Annotated in this window: 18 protein-coding genes and 1 riboswitch; of the genes, 1 reads left to right on the top strand and 17 read right to left on the bottom strand. The window is 31.3% G+C overall.

What is annotated here, in order from left to right; all coding sequences use genetic code 11:
* Positions 1-227: 227 nt before the first annotated feature.
* The 7 genes from KQI89_RS09705 to groES all read right to left on the bottom strand — a co-directional run bounded on the left by KQI89_RS09705 (position 228) and on the right by groES (position 7,810).
* Complete coding sequence (locus KQI89_RS09705) at positions 228-605, bottom strand: SH3 domain-containing protein (RefSeq protein WP_216456931.1); 378 nt, start codon at positions 603-605, stop codon at positions 228-230.
* A gap of 463 nt (positions 606-1,068) precedes the next feature.
* Positions 1,069-2,601, bottom strand: coding sequence for a glutamine-hydrolyzing GMP synthase (gene guaA / locus KQI89_RS09700; protein WP_216456930.1), 1,533 nt, complete (start codon positions 2,599-2,601; stop codon positions 1,069-1,071).
* A 34-nt stretch (positions 2,602-2,635) separates the two neighbouring features.
* A complete protein-coding gene (guaB, locus tag KQI89_RS09695; RefSeq protein ID WP_216456929.1) occupies positions 2,636-4,090 on the bottom strand; it encodes an IMP dehydrogenase in 1,455 nt (484 codons plus the stop codon).
* 155 nt (positions 4,091-4,245) lie between these two features.
* Positions 4,246-4,343: riboswitch (purine riboswitch) on the bottom strand.
* A gap of 164 nt (positions 4,344-4,507) precedes the next feature.
* Positions 4,508-4,927, bottom strand: coding sequence for a prepilin-type N-terminal cleavage/methylation domain-containing protein (locus tag KQI89_RS09690; protein ID WP_216456928.1), 420 nt, complete (start codon positions 4,925-4,927; stop codon positions 4,508-4,510).
* A 21-nt stretch (positions 4,928-4,948) separates the two neighbouring features.
* Positions 4,949-5,716 (bottom strand): prepilin peptidase, encoded by a 768-nt coding sequence (locus KQI89_RS09685; protein ID WP_216456927.1) that lies wholly within the window; start codon positions 5,714-5,716, stop codon positions 4,949-4,951.
* Positions 5,717-5,854: 138 nt separating this feature from the next.
* Complete coding sequence (groL, locus tag KQI89_RS09680) at positions 5,855-7,480, bottom strand: chaperonin GroEL (RefSeq protein WP_032120653.1); 1,626 nt, start codon at positions 7,478-7,480, stop codon at positions 5,855-5,857.
* Between the two features lie 45 nt (positions 7,481-7,525).
* Complete coding sequence (gene groES, locus KQI89_RS09675) at positions 7,526-7,810, bottom strand: co-chaperone GroES (protein WP_032120652.1); 285 nt, start codon at positions 7,808-7,810, stop codon at positions 7,526-7,528.
* A 376-nt stretch (positions 7,811-8,186) separates the two neighbouring features.
* Here groES and KQI89_RS09670 point away from each other — a divergent pair, with 376 nt between their 5' ends.
* Positions 8,187-8,822 (top strand): TIGR01906 family membrane protein, encoded by a 636-nt coding sequence (locus KQI89_RS09670; RefSeq protein ID WP_216456926.1) that lies wholly within the window; start codon positions 8,187-8,189, stop codon positions 8,820-8,822.
* 210 nt (positions 8,823-9,032) lie between these two features.
* Here the strand turns inward: KQI89_RS09670 and KQI89_RS09665 are convergent, their stop codons facing one another.
* The 10 genes from KQI89_RS09665 to KQI89_RS09620 all read right to left on the bottom strand — a co-directional run bounded on the left by KQI89_RS09665 (position 9,033) and on the right by KQI89_RS09620 (position 20,732).
* Positions 9,033-10,526, bottom strand: coding sequence for a 4Fe-4S dicluster domain-containing protein (locus KQI89_RS09665; protein ID WP_032120650.1), 1,494 nt, complete (start codon positions 10,524-10,526; stop codon positions 9,033-9,035).
* A 325-nt stretch (positions 10,527-10,851) separates the two neighbouring features.
* Positions 10,852-11,799 (bottom strand): DNA-3-methyladenine glycosylase family protein, encoded by a 948-nt coding sequence (locus KQI89_RS09660; RefSeq protein ID WP_216456925.1) that lies wholly within the window; start codon positions 11,797-11,799, stop codon positions 10,852-10,854.
* A gap of 202 nt (positions 11,800-12,001) precedes the next feature.
* Positions 12,002-13,384, bottom strand: coding sequence for an NADPH-dependent glutamate synthase (gene gltA, locus KQI89_RS09655; protein ID WP_032120648.1), 1,383 nt, complete (start codon positions 13,382-13,384; stop codon positions 12,002-12,004).
* The gene (locus tag KQI89_RS09650) at positions 13,384-14,274 is read right to left on the bottom strand and encodes a sulfide/dihydroorotate dehydrogenase-like FAD/NAD-binding protein (RefSeq protein ID WP_216456924.1); all 891 of its coding nucleotides are present in this window, start codon (positions 14,272-14,274) and stop codon (positions 13,384-13,386) included. Before KQI89_RS09650 ends, gltA begins: the two co-directional genes overlap by 1 nt.
* Before the next feature lie 200 nt (positions 14,275-14,474).
* Positions 14,475-15,641: an iron-containing alcohol dehydrogenase gene (locus KQI89_RS09645; RefSeq protein ID WP_032120646.1), complete on the bottom strand. Its 1,167-nt coding sequence runs from the start codon at positions 15,639-15,641 to the stop codon at positions 14,475-14,477.
* 282 nt (positions 15,642-15,923) lie between these two features.
* Entirely contained in the window at positions 15,924-16,385 is a 462-nt protein-coding gene (locus tag KQI89_RS09640; protein ID WP_032120645.1) for a hypothetical protein, read from the bottom strand.
* Between the two features lie 6 nt (positions 16,386-16,391).
* Entirely contained in the window at positions 16,392-18,302 is a 1,911-nt protein-coding gene (locus KQI89_RS09635; RefSeq protein ID WP_246583050.1) for a sigma-54-dependent Fis family transcriptional regulator, read from the bottom strand.
* Positions 18,303-18,441: 139 nt separating this feature from the next.
* A complete protein-coding gene (locus KQI89_RS09630) occupies positions 18,442-18,672 on the bottom strand; it encodes a hypothetical protein (RefSeq protein WP_216456922.1) in 231 nt (76 codons plus the stop codon).
* Positions 18,673-18,814: 142 nt separating this feature from the next.
* Positions 18,815-19,663, bottom strand: coding sequence for a 3-hydroxybutyryl-CoA dehydrogenase (locus KQI89_RS09625; RefSeq protein ID WP_216456921.1), 849 nt, complete (start codon positions 19,661-19,663; stop codon positions 18,815-18,817).
* Positions 19,664-19,727: 64 nt separating this feature from the next.
* Positions 19,728-20,732, bottom strand: coding sequence for an electron transfer flavoprotein subunit alpha/FixB family protein (locus tag KQI89_RS09620; protein ID WP_032120641.1), 1,005 nt, complete (start codon positions 20,730-20,732; stop codon positions 19,728-19,730).
* Positions 20,733-20,756: the final 24 nt, after the last annotated feature.

Here is a 20,756-nt window from a genome sequence, read left to right as displayed (position 1 = left end):
TTATTTCTAGTTATTGTTGGGATTTACTTGAAATTATGAATATAATTATTTTTAAGCTATTATTTGATCAATTGATTTGTATATAAATTTCAACATAAATTAATTTACCTACATTTAAGCAAGCTTAATTTGCAAATGCAAATTCTATACCCCTTTATCGTCTATACATTCCATTAATTTTAATTTAGTGTGTACATATAAATACAAATAAGCAGAGCTATATGAATTTATTGATCACCTATCGCAATTTTATTAATATATTGACCTGATACCCAACCATATTTAGTTACTCCATTAGGAGTTAAATAACTTACATATTTCCATCCGTTATCACTTTTACGTATTATCACGTCTTCACCGTAATATAGGAATCCTATTTTTTCATAGTTAGTTCCTGGCCCACTTCTTACATTTAATCCGCTAGTAGCTGTTACAATTCCTGTTTCTAGAGCATATTGTGCCTTTACAAAATCCTTTTTATCTTCTCTTACTTCTACCTTCATCTTATCTGTGGTTTTAGCAAAAACCTCTGATGGCTTAACAAATGTAAGAACACTAACGCAAGACATTACCGCTAAACCCAATGCTAACTTCTTTTTTAACATATGAACATCTCCTTTTCCGTTTATAATATTTTTTACAATATTTGTATTCTGTATTTTTACGGAAACTCCTTCTTTTTAAGTAATTATTTTCTGTTCATTATCATATTAACTTGAAATTGTAAATATGGTTATTTTTGGGCTATTATTTATTTGTATATACATTTCGCCATAAATTAATTTAACTACATTTAAGCAAGCCTATTTGCAAATACAAATTCTAATTTCTTATCTTCTAATTATTCCATTAACTATAATTTAGTGTGTACATATAAAAATACAAATAAGTATAATTATATTGTCAATATTCCTTTTTCAAAACTTTATTATAGCTATTTACAAAGACAAACAATAACTACTTACTGCCATAAACTTATTATACTGATGCCCATAAAGGAAAGAAAAAATATATATTTAAAAAGAAAAAGCCCTAGTTTATTAAAAACTAAGGCTTCTTTTTTAAATTTTATTCCCACTCAATAGTTGAAGGTGGTTTTGAAGTTATATCATAAACAATTCTGTTTACCCCTTTAACTTCATTTACTATCCTTCTTGATATTTTGTCTAATACCTCATAAGGTATTTTAGCCCAATCTGAAGTCATTCCATCTGAAGATGTAACCGCTCTTAACGCTACAGTATGACAGTAGGTTCTCTCATCTCCCATTACTCCTACAGATTGTATGTTAGGTAGGCATGCAAAGTACTGCCAAATACTCTCTTCAAGTCCAGCTTTTGCAACCTCTTCTCTCATTATAGCATCTGCTTCTCGAGTTATACTTAATTTTTCTTCTGTAACCTCACCTAAAACTCTTATAGCAAGACCTGGTCCTGGGAAAGGTTGCCTCCATACTAAGTGATGAGGTATACCTATTTCTTCTCCTACAGCTCTAACCTCATCTTTAAATAGTTCCCTTAAAGGTTCTATAAGCTTAAAGTCCATATCCTCAGGAAGTCCACCTACATTGTGGTGACTCTTTATTACTGCTGAAGTATCCGTTCCACTTTCTACTACATCTGGATATATAGTACCTTGAACTAAAAAGTCTATATCTCCTAGCTTATTAGCTTCTTCTTCAAAAACTCTAATAAACTCTTCACCTATTATTTTTCTCTTTTTTTCAGGCTCTGATACTGACTTAAGTTTTCCTAAAAATCTTTCCTCTGCATTAACCCTTATAAGATTCATATCAAATTGCTCTTTAAATATTTTCTCTACATTATCTCCCTCATCTTTTCTGAGTAAGCCGTGATCTACAAATATGCAAGTCAGTTGCTTGCCTACAGCTTTATGAACTAATACTGCTGCTACAGAAGAGTCTACCCCTCCTGATAGTGCACATATTAACTTTTTGTCTCCAACAATTTCTTTTATCTCTCTTATTTTATCCTCTGCAAAGGATGCCATATCCCAACTTTTCTTTAAGTTACATATATTATATAGGAAGTTTTCTAGCATTTTTCTTCCAAAAGGAGTATGTTCTACTTCCGGATGAAATTGAACTCCATATAATGACTTTTCTTCATTGACCATGGCTGCTATAGGACATTTAGAGGTTTTAGCTATGATTTTAAATCCTTTTGGCGCTTTAGATATATAATCTGTATGACTCATCCAACATTCATTTTCTTTATCAATACCTTTAAATAATAGACTTTCATTATCTATATCTATGGCAGTTTTACCATATTCTCTTGTACTGGCAGATTTAACCTCTCCACCTAAAACATGAGACATAAGTTGATCTCCATAGCAAATACCTAATATAGGCACTCCCATATTAAATATTTCTTCATTTATCCTTGGTGACTCTTCACCATAAACACTATTAGGTCCTCCGGTAAATATTATACCCTTAGGGGACTTTTCCTTTATCTTTTCTATAGTGTGGCTGTAAGGAACTATTTCACAGTATATGCCACATTCTCTAACTCTTCTAGCTATTAACTGATTATATTGTCCTCCAAAATCTATTACTAATACTAAATCCTTATTCATGTAATCCTCCTAAATTTAGAATTGTTGTATATTTTTACTGATTTACACTGTAGTTTGGAGCTTCTTTTGTGATGTTTATATCATGAGGATGACTTTCTCTAAATCCTGCAGCTGTCTGTACTACAAAAATGGCACTTTTATATAAATCTACTAATGTTTTTGATCCTAAATATCCCATACCTGAACGTATTCCACCTACTAATTGATATATAGTATCTGCTACATATCCTTTATAAGCTACCCTTCCTTCTACACCTTCTGGTACGAGCTTCTTGTTTCCTTCTTGGAAGTACCTATCTTTACTTCCGCAAGCCATAGCTCCTAAAGAACCCATGCCTCTATAAACTTTATAATTTCTTCCTTGATATATCTCTGTTTCCCCTGGAGACTCATCACAACCTGCAAACAAAGATCCCATCATACAAGCCTTAGCTCCTGCTGCTAAAGCCTTTACTATATCTCCAGAATATTTTATGCCACCATCAGCTATTACAGAAATACCATGCTTTTCAGCTTCTTCTACACAATCCATAACTGCAGTTAATTGTGGAACCCCTACTCCTGCTACTACTCTAGTAGTACATATAGATCCTGGTCCTATACCAACCTTTATACAATCTGCTCCAGCTTCTATAAGATCCTTTGTAGCTTCTCCAGTAGCAACATTTCCAGCAATAATTTGAAGTTCTGGATAAATACTCTTTATCTTTCTAACACCTTCTAAAACACCTTTTGAATGGCCATGAGCTGTATCTATAGTTATTATATCTACTCCAGCCTTAACTAATGCATCTACTCTTTCTATCATATCTGAGGTAACACCAACTGCGGCACCACATAATAATCTCCCTTGAGAGTCTTTAGCTGCATTAGGAAATTTTATTGCCTTTTCTATATCTTTAATAGTTATAAGTCCTTTAAGATTAAAATTTTCATCTACTAAAGGAAGCTTTTCAATTTTATGAGTCTTTAATAATTTTTTAGCTTCTTCCATAGTAGTTCCCTCTGAAGCTGTTATTAAATTCTCTTTAGTCATAACCTCTTCTATCTTTTTACTAAAATCATTCTCAAATATAATATCTCTATTAGTAATTATACCAACCAATTTACCCTCTTTAGTTATAGGAACTCCTGATATCCTATATTTAGCCATTAGCCTATCTGCATCCTCTATAGTATGTTCTGCTGATAGATGGAAAGGATCCTTTATTACCCCATTTTCTTGTCTTTTTACTCTGTCTACTTCACTTGCTTGCTGTTCAATAGTCATATTTTTATGGATTATACCTATTCCACCTTCTCTAGCTATAGCGATTGCCATCTTTGATTCAGTTACAGTATCCATACCTGCACTTATCAAAGGTATATTTAATTTTATTTTTTTAGTAAGTTCAGTACTTAAATTCACATCTCTAGGTAGTATCTCGGATTTGTTTGGTATTAAAAGCACATCATCAAAAGTATAAGCTGTTTTCCATATTTTAGCCATAATTAATCTTCCTTTCCATAGTTTATATTTTAAATATATTTTAATCTACAATGTTAAAGTTAGAAATAATGTGAATTAATTCATTCATTGGATAAGATAAAAAAGCATATTAGTCCTCACTTTTATATAAGTGAAAATTAATATGCTTTCAAAAACATAGATTAATTTCCACTCATAGTCGAATATTTATGGTATTCGGTAGATACTCCCAACCTTATTTTGGGGATATATGAGTTGCAGTTTTTCTTGCATTTAAATTAGCATAATGCAAGAAAAATTTCTTTAATTAAATATTTGTTAGTATTATACTTCAACATAAGAGTAAATGCAATAGCAAAAATAAACTAAATAGCCAAAGGTAAAAGAAAAGTAGAAAATAAAGCTTAACCTTAAATCCTTGTTATTATAATTAAAATTTTACTTGTAATCTTCATTTAAAGTAGGATACACTTCTGTTCCATTAATTATTACAGAAATCTTTTCGTTATTAGTTCCTACTTTTTTTACCATAATATTGAAATCTTTGCCCTTGGCTGATTTTGAATTAGGGATAGTTTGGAGGTAATCTTTTAGCGAAGTAATCTCTTCAACTTTAGTTGAGGTCTCCATTTTTTTAATTTCTTCTGAAGTAAACTTATCCTGTGCTAATAACGCTGCAGTTGCATCATGTATAATCTTGGCATTTGCAAAGTCAGCCTTCACCTTTGCATCACTAGTTATATTACCAAATTTAGGCATGATCAACGTTACTAATATTCCTATAATAGCTAATACTATTATAATTTCTATCAGCGTAAAACCTTTTTTCTTTCTTTTTTTATTTAATAATGTTTTCACTTTATAACCCTCCTTATATTTTTATAACATTCCATATATATTTTTAATAAGCTTAATGTAGCAATCTAAAATATGATTAACATAAAAAATTACACTAAAGCACGCTAATGCTATAAAAGGTCCAAAGGCTACAGAATCTTTTCTATTTTTAACTTTAATCAAAATCAAAAAAATACTTATTATAGCTCCAAATATAAATGATAATATAAGTATAATTGGAGTATATTTTATTCCTAAAACACCTCCAGCTAAAGCAGCAATTTCTATATCTCCTGCCCCTATGCCTTTTGTAAAGTAAAAAATAATGAACATTATTAGAGCTGAAAATAAAGCTCCTAATATATAATTCCATGGATTATAATTAAAAATAATCTTTTCTAAAACAGAAAAGATTAAAGCTAATATTAATGGTGGATAAACTGTAATAGAATACACATCCTGATATTTTATATCTATAAAAGATATTACTATAAAAAAACTACTCATGACCATGTATTTAAAAAAGTAAAAAGTGTATCCAAATTTTATATAAGCAATTAAAAAAATAAAAGCTGTTAAAGTCTCTATGAATGGATATATAATAGATACTCTTTCTTTACAGAATCTACACCTTCCCTTTAAAAATACATAGCTTAATATAGGTATCAAATCATAAGCTTTTATTCTATTGCCACAATTAATACAATGGGAAAATGGATAAGAAATAGATTCCTCTCTTGGAATCCTATAAATACACACATTTAAAAAACTACCAACAATAGCCCCTAAAATAAAAACCATAACTTCCATAATATAAACCTTTCTATTAAGTGTAATCTTAACTATAATCCTAACCTTATTTTAACTTATTATACATAATATATTAATCTTCCAAAAAATAAAAAGGCGTTTTGGTAATCCAAAACACCTTTAAAAAACAAATTAATCTTAGTACATTCCATCCATTCCCATTCCTGCACCTGGCATTGGCTGTGGGTTATTATCTGGAATTTCACTAATAGCTGCTTCTGTAGTTAAGAATGTAGAAGCTACTGATGCTGCATTTTGAAGTGCTGATCTTGTAACCTTAGTTGGGTCTACTATTCCAGCCTTTAGCATATTTACGTATTCTCCTCTAAGAGCATCGTATCCTACACCAACTTCACTATGTCTAACTTTTTCAATTATAACTGAACCTTCAACTCCAGCGTTTATAGCTATTTGTCTCATTGGTTCTTCTAAAGCTCTAGCTATTATGTTAATTCCAACTTGTATATCTGAATCTTCAGTAGTTAGCTTACTTACTTCATTTAAAACATTTATATAAGCTGTTCCACCACCTGCAACTATTCCTTCTTCTACAGCAGCTTTAGTTGCTGCTAGAGCGTCTTCTATTCTTAATTTTCTTTCTTTTAATTCAGTTTCAGTAGCAGCTCCAACTTTTATAACTGCAACTCCACCAGCAAGTTTAGCTAATCTTTCTTGAAGCTTTTCTTTGTCAAACTCTGATGTAGTTTCTTCTAATTGAATTTTGATTTGAGCTACTCTATCATGTATTGCTTTTTTGTCTCCTCTACCATTTACTATAGTAGTGTTTTCTTTAGAAACTCTTACACTTTCAGCTCTTCCAAGCATTTCTAATGTAGTATCCTTTAAATCTTTTCCTAGCTCTTCTGATACAACTTCTCCTCCTGTTAGTATAGCTATATCTTCAAGCATTTCTTTTCTTCTATCGCCAAATCCTGGTGCCTTAACTCCAACACAAGTAAATGTACCTCTTAGTTTGTTAACAACTAATGTAGCCATTGCTTCTCCCTCAATATCTTCAGATATTATAAGAAGCTTTTTACCTGTTTGAACTATTTGCTCAAGCACTGGTAATATTTCTTGTATATTTGTTATCTTTTTATCTGTTATTAATATATATGGATCATCTAAAACAGCTTCCATCTTTTCAGCATCTGTAACCATATAAGGACTTACATATCCTCTGTCAAATTGCATACCTTCAACTACATCTAGCTCTGTTCCCATGGATTTTGACTCTTCTACAGTGATAACACCTTCATTGCCTACCTTTTCCATGGCATCTGCTATAAGTACTCCAATTTCTTCATCTGCAGCTGATATAGCAGCAACTCTAGCTATATCTTCTTTTCCTTCTACTGGTCTTGAAATCTTTTGGATTTCATCTACAGATTTTTCTACAGCCATTCTAATACCTTGTCTTACAAGCATTGGGTTAGCTCCAGCTGTAACATTTTTTAAACCTTCTCTTATTATAGCTTGAGCAAGTAATGTAGCTGTAGTAGTACCATCTCCTGCTACATCATTAGTTTTAGTTGCAACTTCTTTAACTAGTTGAGCTCCCATATTTTCATATTGATCTTCAAGCTCTATTTCTCTTGCTATGGTAACTCCATCATTTGTTATTAAAGGAGAACCAAATTTTTTATCTAAAACCACATTTCTTCCCTTTGGTCCTAAAGTAACTTTAACAGTATCAGCTAAAATGTCCACGCCTTTTTGCATAGATCTTCTTGCTTCTTCACCAAATATAATACTCTTAGCCATTTCTAATCACCCTCCTGAAATAATATACTGTATTAGGACATGATACTATTCAACTATAGCTAATATGTCGTCTTGCTTTAAAATAGTATACTCTTCTCCGTCCATTTTAACTTCTGTACCTGCGTACTTAGAGAATAAAACTTTATCTCCAACAGTTACTTCCATTTTGATTTCTTTTCCGTCTACATATCCACCAGGTCCTACTGCTACTACCTCAGCTTCTTGAGGTCTCTCCTTTGCTGTACCAGTTAGAACTATGCCACTTTTAGTTTTTTCCTCTGCTTCTAGTCTTTTAATTACAACTCTGTCTCCAAGTGGTCTAATTTTCATTTAAACCCCTCCTTAAGTATTTAATTTTATATAAATTAATTGATTACCTCTTTATTAGCACTCATCACTATCGAGTGCTAATACAATTATTATAATAAAGAATAAAAGATATAAATTCAAATATACTCAATTATCTAAAACCCGTAATATTGGAAATAATCTAAGAATAGCTTCATTTTTATAGCTATTACTCATAATTTCTCCATTTTTATTCTTTGTACTATTTTATAAGTTAAAATTTCATATTATAATAGAATCTGTATATAATTATAGGCTTTTCCTTTAATAATTATTCATTGTACTAAATAATTATCTAATGCAAAATACTATTATTTTATTTAATTACATAACTTTATTGATATTAGGGGGTGTTACTATGAAATCAAGGAAAAAACTTATTTCTTTTTTCGCAGGATTATCTTTAGCATTATTTTTATTATGTTCCTCAATAATCTTTTCATTAAACTTTAAGCCCTTATATAGTTTTGACGTGGATAATTTAAATATAAGCGCCGAAGTTAACATGCCTAAAGAAAAGATATTAAAAAACTACGATATTCTTATTGATTACCTAAGTCCTTTTAATAAAAAAAATCTAGAATTTAAAGACTTTCCCATGTCACAGGAAGGAAGAGTTCACTTTATAGATGTAAAAAATTTATTTAATAAAATAAGCTTTTTATGGGTTATAACTTTTGCCTTATCTTTAATAACTATAGCTTATTTGTTAAAGATAAAAGATTTTTCATTTTTAAAGTATAGCTATTCAATGCTTATAATGATTCCTTTACTCTTATTCATACCCTTTGTAATAAGTTTTGATAAAACCTTTACTAAATTCCATGAGATCTTTTTTTCAAATGATTACTGGTTATTTGATCCAGTAAAAGATCCTATTATAAATGTATTACCCGAAAAATTTTTCCTTCATGAAGCCATACTTATATTATTCATAATGTGTATTTTCAGCCTAGTACTATTTTTTATACATAAAAGTAAAAAAAGAAAGTAATTTATAGAATTATCACAACTTACATCTTACTTATTTTAGTCCTACATTATTTAAATAGGGTTAGCTTTAATAAATGCTCATTTAGCAGATGCTAGAATAACTAATATCCTTTTAATGAAGCTTCAACTAAAGCTAATGATTATTTTCTTTAAAATCCAATAATAAAGCTTCAGAGGGAATCAAAACTCTCTCTGAAGCTTAGAAATCTTTTTATCTTTCTAAATTTATCTTTTCAAATTCCTCTAATTTATCATTTTGAAGAACCGCCTTCTTACTTGCTTGGTTATTAAACCTAACCAATAAGGCTTTAGATTTCATTTGAGGTAATAAGGTTGCAGGTCCGCCTATGCATCCACCCTCGCACATCATACCTTCTATAAAGTTTCCTGCAAGTCTTCCTGCTTTAGCCATAGTCATAGCCTTTTTAACTTCCGCTACTCCACTTACTTTTACAGGTTTAAATGTAACTTCCACTCCACTGTCACCTACGTAATTTTCAATAGCAGCTGTTAATCCACCACCAGCAGCAAATCCCCTTCCAAAAACTGAAGCCTCATCTATTAAAATATCTTCACAGTTTTCAGGATCTATATTAAAGGCATCCATTAATGCTACTATTTCTTCAAAGGTTAAAACATAATCTACAGAACCCCTTAACTCTTCTCTTGAAGCTTCACTCTTTTTAGCCACACAAGGTCCTACAAATATAACCTTTGCATCCTTATTATTAGCCTTTATAAATCTAGCTGTAGCTATCATCGGTGATACTGTAGTTGAGATTCTCTCTATTTGGTCTGGGTACTTCTTTTCTATAAAACTCATAAACCCTGGACAGCAGGAGTTAGTCATATACTTATCTCCCTTTTCCATTCTTTCAATAAATTCTTTACTTTCATGTACAGTTACAGCATCTGCACCACAGGCAGCCTCATACATATCCTTAAATCCTACTTTTTTAAAAGCATTTCTAACTTGTCCCATAGTTACCTTTGGTCCAAATTGTCCTGCAATGGCAGGAGCCACTATGGCATAAATATTGGAGTTTTCTTTAGTTACTTCCTTTACAACAGGTACTATATAGCTCTTATCTGATATAGCACCAAATGGACAGGCTGACATGCAACTACCGCAATTTATACAATCCTCTTCTTTTATTATAGCTCTTCTATCTTCTTTATTAACATCTAAAGCTCCAGTAGGACAGGATACCTTACAAGGCCTCATAACCTCTGATATAGCATCATATGGACATGCCTTTTTACACAATCCACATTCTTTACATAGTTCCTGATTTATATAAGCTTTTCCCCCTACCTTTACCATAGCATTGGCCGGACAGACCTCCATACACTTATGAGCTATACATCCTCTACAAGCTTCTGTTACATTATACTTATTTATAGGACATCTATCACAAGCAGCTTCTATTATATATACTATCTGACCATTATTATTTACGTTAATAAGTTCACTTTTAGGATGATCTCCATCTGGAAGACACCCAATGGCTAGTTTAACTCTTTCATTTAATATAGCTCTTTCTTTATAAACACAACATCTGTAAGTTGGTTTATCCCCTTGAATGATTTCATAAGGTATCTTTTCTAAACTCTCATCATTAAGTCTATCTTCATGGGCCAATATTGCTACATTTCTTAAAACCTCATGCTTTAGTTTTTTTAATTGAGTTTCAAAATGAAACATATTATACACCCCTCTTTAATAATCTATTAAATTGTACTAATCTAATAAAGTTAAACTATAATACAGTTCTTTAACCTATTATTAAATAAGTATAATACTATTATAACAGGTTAATGTTAAAAGCGTAACAACTTTGAAATAGTTGTTATATTGAAAATTTTCAGTATAATGAATATAATTGTTATTTTTTTATCAATTTAAAAAATGCAAGACATTACTCTTGCATTTTACTTATTATATTTATTCACTTTTTTATTTTTACTCTATATTTTAAAAAACTTTCATAAGTCTTAAAAGAGATATAACTAGTTAAACAGCTCTCATTTTATTCCACTTTAATATTATTTTCTCTAGCATAGTAAAACAAATATTGTTGTGCAAAACCTGATAAATCCCCAAATTTATTTCTTCCAAATTCTCTAATCTTCTTAAGCGAAACATCTGGTGCTAAATAAAAATGTTGCATAGCTCTTTTTACCCATACATCTACAGGAAAAGCAGAGTACTTTTGCATTGAAAATAGCATTATGCAATCCGCCACTTTAGGTCCTATACCAGAAAAATTTTGCAAGTTTATGTGGCATAAATCATCATCACAGCTTTTAATATAGTTTAAATTAAATTTTTCTGAATTTTTTTCCTCTATATTTGTTAAATTATCAACAACCGCTGTGCTTCTAGATAGATTTAAGCAATCATACATCTTATCCACAGAATCCTTTATGTACTTTGCCCTAAATCCTACCCCACAATCTTGAATCTCCTCCATTGAAACATCCTTTAAATCTTCTATTTTAGGAAAACCATAATAAGTTTTTCCCTTATATTCTATAATTTTTCCCCATTTACTACTTATTTTTTTAATAGCTCTTTTTATCATAGGAATCCTATTATTAGCAGATATTATAAAAGATATGGTGATTTCAAAAGGATCTTGTCTTAGTATCCTTATACCATGACCAAATTTTACAGCTTTTTGTAATAATGGGTCTTTTCCTAATTCAAGTTTTATTTTACCATAATCTCTTTTTAAATCAAAATAATCTTCCCAAATATTTTTAAAATCTTCTTCTGTAGAGTTATAAATCACAACATTTTCACCTTTTTTTTCTACTTCTATAACTCTATCAAAGGCTACTCCTATGTAGTTCCCATTTTCTTCTTTATCCCACCTAAAGCATTGACCACATTCAAATATATGTACAGGATCAAAATTACTTACTTCTTTTATTATTATGCCTTCTTTAAAACTCTCAATAGTTTTATAATCCATGGCGCTTAAATCTCCTTTAACTTTTTTTTAAATAGTTTTAATAAATATTATTATAAAATAATATTATGCTAAAATCAAACCGTACCTTAATATGCGATAACTAAAGAAAGAGCTTTATAACTGAATTATCATAGTTATAAAGCTCTTATATCTTATTATTTATTTTTGAAGTTCCAATTATTCTTAGCGGTCTTATAAAACTTTATTTGCTTAAAAATTCATCTATCGCTGTTGCCGCTTTTTTACCTGCCCCCATAGCAAGTATTACTGTAGCTGCTCCAGTTACAGCATCACCACCAGCATATACTTTTTCTCTTGAAGTAAGACCTGTTTCTTCTTCTGCAATTATACATTTTCTCTTATTTATTTCAAGACCCTTTGTAGTTGCTGGTATTAATGGGTTTGGTGATGTTCCAAGAGACATTATAACAGTATCCACATCAAGGGTAAACTCTGAACCTTCTACTTCTACAGGTTTTCTTCTACCTGAAGCATCTGGCTCTCCAAGTTCCATTCTTACACACTTCATTCCACTAACCCAACCTTTTTCATCTGTAAGGATTTCTACTGGGTTTGTTAATAAGTCAAAGATAACTCCTTCTTCTTTAGCATGATGAACCTCTTCAACTCTTGCCGGAAGTTCTGATTCTGATCTTCTATATACTATATGAACTTCTGCACCTAATCTTAATGCAGTTCTAGCCGCATCCATGGCAACATTTCCTCCACCTACAACTGCAACCTTATTACCAACCCTTATAGGTGTAGAATAACCTTCTTTGAAAGCTTTCATCAAGTTATTTCTTGTTAAAAATTCATTAGCTGAGAATACCCCATTAGCATTTTCTCCCGGTATTCCCATAAATTTCGGAAGACCTGCTCCTGAGCCTACAAAAATCGCATCGAATCCTTCTTCTTCTAATAGTTGATCTATAGTAACTGTTCTACCAACTATTACGTTAGTCTCTATCTTAACACCTAGTTTTTTAACATTTTCTATTTCATGTTTAACTACAGTGTCCTTTGGAAGTCTGAACTCTGGAATTCCATAAACTAAAACTCCACCTGCTTCGTGTAATGCTTCAAAAATAGTTACATCATAACCTTTTTTAGCAAGGTCCCCAGCACAAGTAAGTCCTGCTGGACCACTTCCTACCACTGCTACCTTCTTACCTTTTTTATCTTCAACTGCTGAAAGATCTATATTATGTTCTCGTGACCAGTCTGCTACAAATCTTTCAAGCTTACCTATAGCCACTGCTTCTCCCTTTATTCCAAGTACACACTTACCTTCGCATTGAACTTCTTGAGGACACACTCTACCACAGACTGCTGGAAGTGCACTAGATTTTGCTATAGTTTTAGCAGCTTCTTCAAATTCACCATTTTTAACATGTTGAATAAACTCTGGTATTCCTATTGTAACAGGACATTGAGTTACACATAGGGGTTTTTTACAATTTAAGCATCTAGCTGCTTCAGCCATAGCTTCTTCTTCTGTGTAACCTAAACAAACCTCTTCAAAATTGGTAGCTCTTACCTTTGGGTCTTGTTCACTTATTGGAGTCCTTTTCATTCTATCCATTACTTGTCACCTCCACATCCGCAACCACCATGATGGTGAGTGTCTCCTTCTTCTTTCTTTAATATTTTTCTGCCTTCTTCTGACTTATACATAGCTTGTCTTCTCATTGCTTCATCAAAATTAACTAGATGTCCATCAAATTCAGGTCCATCAACACAGGCAAATTTAACTTCCTCTCCAACAGTCACTCTGCATGCTCCACACATACCTGTTCCATCTACCATTATTGGGTTTAAACTAACTACTGTTGGTATATTTAATTCTTTAGTAAGCATAGCAACGAACTTCATCATTATCATAGGTCCTATTGCAACTACTAAATCATAGTTTTTTCCTTGATTATTAACTAAATCTTTAAGACATGCTGTAACCATTCCCTTAAATCCGTAAGATCCGTCATCTGTAGCCACATATAAATTTCCTGATACAGATTTAAGTTCTTCTTCTAATAATAAAAGCTCTTTAGTTTTTGTTCCAACTATTACGTCTGCTTCTATTCCTCTTTCATGTAACCACTTAACTTGTGGGTAAACAGGTGCCGTTCCAACTCCACCAGCTATAAACATTATTTTTTTCTTTTTTAAATCCTCTAAATCCTCATGAACCATGTCAGAAGGTCTCCCTAATGGACCTACAAAATCGCTAAAGTATTCTCCTTCTTCATAGTTTGCCATTACTTTTGTTGACTCTCCAAGAGTTTGGAATACTATTGTAACAGTACCAGCCTCTCTATCATAGTCACAAATTGTTAATGGAATTCTTTCTCCTTTTTCATCCATTTTAACTATTACAAATTGTCCTGGATCGCAAGACTTAGCTACTCTTGGTGCTTCTATGTCCATTAGATAAATGTTAGGCGCTAAGACCTTTTTCTTAACTATTTTGTACATATTCATTCCCCCATGTTAAAATTTATACACTGTGCTTTAAGTCCACATATATTATATCATATAAAAAGGGTATTTCATTATAAAATTACCTAAATAGTAGATATAGTTTTAATTTTCAAAGAAAACAGGCTCTCCTATCCTTAGTATCTAAAGAGAGCCTTATGTTTTAAGCTAATCCCATAGCATAGTTATACCCTAATCTAAAAATCAACTTCTTCTCCGTAATAAACACAAGTAAATATTTTTTTCATTTCATCCACACTTATTTCTCTTGGATTTGATCCTGTGCATGCGTCTGCTACTGCATTTACAGATATTTTTTCTAAATTAGCCTTGAAGTCTTCTTCTTTTATTCCATACTCTTTTAGTGTTTGAGGTATGTTCATCATCTTGTTCATCTCTTTTATCATATCAATTAAGGAATTTATCAGTTCTTCCTGGCTACTTCCTACAAGTCCTAATTCCTTAGCTATTTGAGCGTATCTATCTCCACAGGCTTTTTTATTAAATTCTATTACATATGGAAGATATATAGCATTTGCACAGCCATGTGGAACATGGAATATTGCTCCTGTTTTATGAGCCATACTATGAGTTATTCCAAGTAACGCATTACTAAAAGCCATACCAGCTAAACATTGAGCTATATGCATTTCTTCTCTTGCCTTTTTATCTCCATTATAAGAATTAAATAAATTATCTTTTATCATTTTTATAGATTGCATTGCCAGTGGATCTGAGAAGGATGATCTCAAGGAAGCAACATAAGCTTCTATAGCATGAGTTAATGCATCCATTCCAGTATGAGCTGTTAAAGTTTTTGGCATAGTTTCAGCTAAGCTTGGGTCAACTATAGCAACATCTGGAGTTAAGTTAAAGTCAGCCAAAGGATATTTTATTCCTGCTTTATAATCAGTTATAACTGAAAAAGCTGTAACCTCTGTGGCTGTTCCACTTGTAGATGGTATAGCTAAAAATTTAGCTTTGTTTCTTAATTCTGGAACTGTAAATGGATCTTTAACATCATCAAAAGTTACTTCTGGATGCTCATAGAATATCCACATAGCTTTAGCAGCATCTATAGGTGAGCCTCCTCCTATGGACACTATCCAATCAGGTCCAAATTCTCTCATGAATTCAGCACCTTTCATTACAGTCTCAACTGATGGATCTGGTTCTACCCCTTCAATTCTTTTAACTTCCATTCCTGCTTCTTTTAAATAGCTTTCTACTTTATCTAAAAATCCAAATTTTTGCATTGAACTTCCACCAGTTACTATAACTGCTTTTTTACCTTTTAATGTTTTTAATACTTCCATGGATCCTTCACCAAAATATATGTCCCTTGGTAATGTAAATCTATTCATACCATATCTCCTCCTGAAATTTATTAATCACATTTATAATAATTAGCAAGTACCATGCCAATAGATATTTTTTTAACAAATTTTATTATAATTAGTTAAAAAAATAACCTAGTAGCCTGTTTTATCTTATTTTGCACATTATAATTTATATGCAGTATCTTCAAAAAATATTAAAGAACAATAATATTAAAGATTTTTGTTCCATTTAAGAACACTTTTGCTTTAAATTATTGTTCGTTTTTAGACCACTGTTCGTTTTTAGACCACGTTAAATCATTAACTCTATTTTAATAAAAAGAAAACAATAAATATCATTATTATAGATGTAAAAATACTTTTCTTTTTGTAATCCTCCCACTTTTCACTTTTTACCATAGCGTTAGTCTCTATAAGATAATCTATTGAAATAAATAAAAATATCATTAAAGGATACTTTATACTACCTGCAGCTATATTAGCTTTATACCCTACATATATAAATAAAAAAGCCATTATTAAATCCGATATAGGATCTGATTTTATGTACTTTTTAAATTCATCATTTTTCTTTTCATAAGCTTTATATCTATCCACATTAATTATACACTGAAACTTTTTATAGTACTCCTTATTTATTAATTGAAGTGCTCCTTTTATAATATAAAATATTCCTAGTACATAAAGTGCAATTCTAAAATTCCATATGGATACTATAGCTAATAGTAACCCTAAGATAACAGAAGTCATAAATCCTTTTAAACTCATTTTATCCTACCCCCCGATATTATATTTTTTCATTTTACTATATAAAGTGTTTCTTCCAATGCCAAGCACCGAAGATACCTTAGTTATATTACCATTAAATTTACTTAAACAGGCTATAATAGCTCTTTTCTCTAGATCTTCTAAGGAACATATATAATCCTCTTCACCTAAAGCAATTTCTTCTAACGATAAATTATCATAAGAAATTTCTTCACTACCTATAAAATCATAATCTACATCTCCATTAAAATTCACTATTTTCTCTATAAAGTTTTCTAGTTCTCTTACATTTCCCTGCCAATTATAACTTAAAAGCTTCTGATAATCTCTTTTATGTATATTAGGTATAGATTTATTTAGTTTTTCACACTTGATTTTTAGAAAATGCTCTACAAGAGAAAATATATCTTCTCTTCTTTCTCTCAAAGGTGGAATTACAATAGGTATTACACTTAATCTATAATAAAGATCTTGCCTAAAGGTTCCTCTAGCCACCTCTTTTCTTAAATCTTTATTGGTGGCTGCAATTATCCTTACATCTACAGGAATGTACTTACTTCCTCCTATCCTAGTAACCACCCCTTCCTGAAGTACCCTAAGTAGATTCACCTGCATATCTAATGGCATCTCCCCTATTTCGTCTAAAAACAAGGTTCCTCCATTAGCTAATTCAAACTTCCCTGGCTTACCACCTTTTCTTGCTCCTGTAAAGGCCCCATCATCATAACCAAAAAGTTCACTTTCAATGAGATTTTTGGATATAGCACCACAATTTATAGCAACAAATCCTCCATTCCTTCTATTACTATAGTTATGAATGGCTTGAGCTAAAACTTCTTTTCCAGTTCCACTTTCCCCTTCTATAAGCACAGTAGATGGACTATCTGCAATCCCCTTAGCATACTCTTTTATCTTTTTTATCTCAGCGCTGTTTCCAATAAAATCTTCAAAAGTATATCTAGCGTTCATCCCTGTATATTTGTTAACTAAATTAAAAACATTTTGTATATCCTTTAAAAGTATAACTATACCCTTAATCTGATTTTTCTCTGAAAATATGGGGTATATGTTCATGTTATAACTTTTTCTAATACCATTTATTTTTAAATTTATTTCTTCATCTTCAATCTTTTTACCTTCTTCTAAGCTTTTAAAGAAATGTTTCCAATTATATAAGATATCTTCTACAGAGTTATTTATTATTTCCTCTCTATTTAAGTTTAACATTCTACAGGCTTCATCATTTATACTATTTATAATCCCTTCTCTATCTAAGGCTATTATTCCTGAGGATATAGAGTTCATTATAACCTTCATATATTGATAAGCTTCTTTTAACTTTTTTTGAGCATTTTCTACCTTTAATTGATTTTCTATAGATTTTACCGCTGCCACCACAAGACCTAAAGTATGTGGATGAACCAAATCACTTCCTCCTGTAAGATTTAATGTGCCTATTATCTCCCCCTTTACATTATGTATAGGAGCTGCAGAACAGGTCCATCTATGATATGCATTAATAAAATGTTCTTTTGCAGATATTTGTATAGGTGAATCTTCTTTAATTGCAATACCCATAGCATTAGTACCTACATTACCTTCATCCATAAATGCCCCTACTATCATATTAAGTTCTCTAGCTGCCTCTATAATTTTTTCATCTCCTACTATATTTAATATACATCCCTCTCTATCTGTCAAAAATATAATAAATCCAGACGCCTCTAAAAAGTCATAAAGTATTTTCATAAAGGCATCAGCCACATTTATTAACTCTTTGTTTTTCTCTAAAGTACCGGATACTTCATTCCCCATAAGAATTCTCTTAGAAAAAATTCTCTCTTTTTCTATTCCATATATTTTACTTCTTTCATGAGATTTTTTAATAATCTCTTCTTTTTTTCTCTTATCGTACAAATCATCACCACCAGGTTTTAGTCTCATTTTAAAGTTTAAAGGTTTACTTAAAAGCTTTAAAGTAATAAGTATCTACATTTTATCACATTATGATTTAATTTAGAAAACATATATATATAATCTAAGCTTTACACTGAGATCAGTACATTATTATCCATATAAATGCTATAGGTTCTGATCCTGCAGTATGCACATTACCTAATAGTGGATATCTTTTTACATTTCCTAAAGAAATGGGATTAAGAGGCGACGGACGTTGTGACAGTGAATTTACTACAGAACCAGATATTAATGTTCCAGAAAGTAAAGATGAGGATTTATCAAAAGATAAAGCCGTTAACAAAGCATTAGAGATTTTGAAACAATTCATACAATAATACTTAAATACAAAAGGTATTCTAGCTGTAGAATTTATTAGATAAAAATTTCAATAAATATCCATTACAAGTCCCTGTAAAATAAATACTCTTTATAACGTAAAAAAGACGACCAATAAGTCGTCTTTTTTAATTCTATTTACTATAATTATGGAATCCTCTTCCTGTCTTTCTTCCAAGCCATCCAGCTCTTACATATTTTCTAAGTAGGCTATGTGCTCTATATTTTGTATCTCCTGTTTCTTTATATAAAACATCCATTATAGCAAGACATACATCAAGCCCTATAAGATCTCCTAAAGCCAAAGGTCCCATTGGATGGTTAGCTCCAAGCATCATTGACTTATCTATATCCTCTGCACTTGCTATATCTTCTGCAAGTATTCCAACTGCTTCGTTTATCATAGGAATTAATATTCTATTTACTACAAATCCAGGAGCTTCTGCTACTTCTACTGGATCTTTGCCTATGGAAAGAGAAACTTCTTTTACTGCATCAAAAGTTTCTTGTGATGTAGCCATTCCTCTTATAATTTCTACAAGCTTCATTATAGGTGCTGGGTTAAAGAAATGCATTCCGATAACCTTATCTGGTCTATTTGTAGCTGATGCTACCTCTGTAATTGATAAAGAAGATGTATTTGAAGCAAGTATTGCTTCTGGCTTACAAATTTTATCTAATTCAGCAAAGATTTGTTTTTTGATTTCCATATTTTCAATTGCAGCTTCTACTACTAAATCACAGTCTTCAGCAAGATTCATATCTGTAGTTCCTGAAATTCTTGAAAGTATAGCTTCCTTATCTTCTTCTGTCATTTTTCCTTTAGCAACTAATTTAGAAAGGCTTTTATTTATGCCGGCAATTCCTTTATCTACAAACTCATCTTTTATATCTCTTACTATAACCTCATAACCCTTTTGTGCAAAAGCTTGAACTATACCAGCTCCCATAGTTCCTGCTCCAAGTACAAATATTTTTTCCATATAATTACCTCCTTATATTGAAAATTTGCTTAGCTAAAGTCTCCTTTAGCTAAGCTATTTTATATTATTCTTGCATTGCTTTAAATTGAGATATCATCTCGGGAATAACTTTATTCAAGTCTCCAACTATAGCATAGTCTGCAACTTTCATTATTGGCGCACCTTCATCTTTATTTATAGCTATTATTATATCACTTTCTTGCATACCAGCCAAATGCTGTATAGCTCCTGATATACCACATGCTATATAAATATTCGGTCTAACAGTTTTACCAGTTTGCCCAACTTGGTAATCTTTATCTAGCCAACTATTTTCAATTGCAGCACGAGAAGCAGCCACTGTCCCTCCCATAGTCTCTGCCAATTCTTTTAGCATATCAAAGGTTGCTTTATCTCCTACTCCTCTACCACCAGCTACTAGGACTTTAGCTTCTGTTATATCTTCAAATTCTTTATGAACCTTTTCCACACTAACAACCTTTGTTCTCACATCTTCTGCTGCTAATTTAGCATCAACTTTAATTATATTTTGAGCTCTGCTTTCATCTTTAGCAAGCTTTGCAAAAACTCCCGGTCTAACAGTTGCCATTTGTGGTCTATGATCGGCACATTCTATTGTAGCCATAAGATTTCCACCAAAAGCAGGTCTTGTCATTAATAGATTTTTCGTATCTTCATCTACATCTAAAGCCGTACAGTCAGCTGTAAGACCTGTGTTTAATCTTGCTGCTACTCTAGGTCCTAGATCTCTTCCTATGAAAGTAGCTCCTATAAATATAACTTCTGGTTTATATTCATTAGCAAGGTCACATATAACTTTTGTATATCCATCTGTAGTATAATGCTTTAATAATTCATTTTCTGATTGTAAAACTTCATCAGCTCCATAAGCTATAAGTGTCTTTGCTAGGCAATCTACATTATGTCCTAATAATAAAGCAGTTAATTTTACCCCTAGTTTATCTGCCATTTCTCTACCTTTAGCTATTAGTTCTAATGAAACCTTTTGAAGTTCTCCATCTCTTTGTTCTGCAAAAACCCAAACGCCTTTATAATCAGCTATATTCATTTATAAATCCCTCCTAATTTTCCT

Source organism: Clostridium simiarum (genome assembly GCF_018919175.1).
In the GTDB taxonomy this organism is placed as follows: Bacteria; Bacillota; Clostridia; order Clostridiales; family Clostridiaceae; genus Clostridium_L; species Clostridium_L simiarum.
Note: the sequence above shows the minus strand (reverse complement) of the source record. Positions and strands in the feature narration are given on the sequence as shown.